The sequence below is a fragment of the Endozoicomonas sp. SESOKO3 genome (assembly GCF_024606255.1).
This window is the reverse complement of the sequence record NZ_JAHHPR010000583.1, coordinates 1-1,390: the sequence shown is the minus strand read 5'-3', so window position 1 is coordinate 1,390 and position 1,390 is coordinate 1. Positions and strand designations below refer to the sequence as shown.

Below are 1,390 nucleotides of genomic sequence, written 5' to 3'. Positions count from 1 at the left end.
AGCTCGCTATTCTCCTCAGAAGCAGAAATTTTTATCCTCAATTTCTTGCAATCCTCGCTACGGACGCTTAAGTCCGACAGGCTGCTAGTGATGCGATTGTAGTGGTGACACCGGAGTGGAATGGTATGGTTCCTTCAGGTCTGAAAAACTTTTTCCTGATCTTCGGGGCAGAGCAATTAGGGCATAAGCCAGGTTTGATTACAGCGGTGTCTTCCGGGCAGGGCGGTTCTTACCCTGTTGTGGAGCTGCGTTCAAGCAGTTATAAGAATTGCCGTCTGTGCTACATTCCTGATCACCTTATTGTGCGGAATGTCACTTCTGTCATGACGGGTGAAGATGCAGAGGCTGATCAACATATGCAAAAGCGTATGGATTACAGCCTGGTCGTCCTGAAAGAGTATGCACTTGGATTAAAAACTGTGCGTGAAAGCGGTGTTATTGATCACCAGACTTTCCGAAACGGCATGTAAGTTTCATTCAGAGAGTGCTCGTGGCGCTCTCCCTCTCTTCGATTTTATTTCTGTTACCTGAAAATAAGCACATGACTGGCGGAGAAATGATCCACCCCTCTCACATTATTAAACTCAAAAATGGTGGCTTGGTTGCTTAATCACGACGAAAGGTGCTCCCCGTATGAAAGAAGACAGATTCTCCGAATATGAAATGCTGAGTCGCATTGAGGCCAGTGAAACAAGGTATGGGTATTTCGGAAGAGAGAGGAAAGTGCAAGGCTTTCCTCTGGTGCTATTTTTACTTAGCTTGTTGAATGGATAGGTTTTGACAAGGGGTGAGAAAAGCTGGCACAAGCGGACAAGACCTGTTGAATATGGCTGCGCCAGCATAGTTGTTTGGGCTACTGAATGTATTCGAAGACTTTGACTATTTTCTGAACGCCACCAGTGTTCCTGGTAATGTCCACTGCAGCCTGTGCTTGTCTGGGTGTTGTCAGCCCCATCAGGTAGACAGTACCTTTTTCTGTATTGATCTTGATGCGGTCTGCAGAAACGTCTTCGCTCTTGATCAGATTGGTCTTCACCTTCGTCGTTAGCCAGGAGTCGTTACTCTGTTCGAGCAGGCTGGCGTTAATGCCTAAAGTAAGTTCGTTGTAGACCTTGTCAACTTCGCTGACATTTTTGGCAGTCTCTTCTGCCAGGTGTTTAAGCTCGTTGCTGGGCACCTGTCCGATTAAAAGCACGGTGCCATTAAAGCTGACGACTTTAATGCGACTGTTTTTAAAGCGCTCGTCGGCTTTCTTAATGTTGACGGCTGCAATGGTTTCAATGGTTTGGTCGTCTATCAAATTGCCCCATGATCGCTCTGTGGGGTCCATACGGATGGGGTCTTCATTGACGCTGCTTAAAATGGTCGAACAACCCCCCAGCAGTATGAC

1 protein-coding gene and 1 pseudogene are annotated in these 1,390 nt (G+C 46.9%); one reads left to right on the top strand and one right to left on the bottom strand.

Features of this window, described 5'->3' with window-relative positions; all coding sequences use genetic code 11:
* Positions 1–92: 92 nt before the first annotated feature.
* Positions 93–470 (top strand): annotated as a pseudogene (locus KDK18_RS09955) (NADPH-dependent FMN reductase); the annotation flags it as partial.
* A gap of 383 nt (positions 471–853) precedes the next feature.
* Here KDK18_RS09955 and KDK18_RS09950 read toward each other — a convergent pair.
* Positions 854–1,390 (bottom strand): BON domain-containing protein (locus KDK18_RS09950; protein WP_257254748.1); only part of this gene is annotated, 537 nt, incomplete at its 5' end.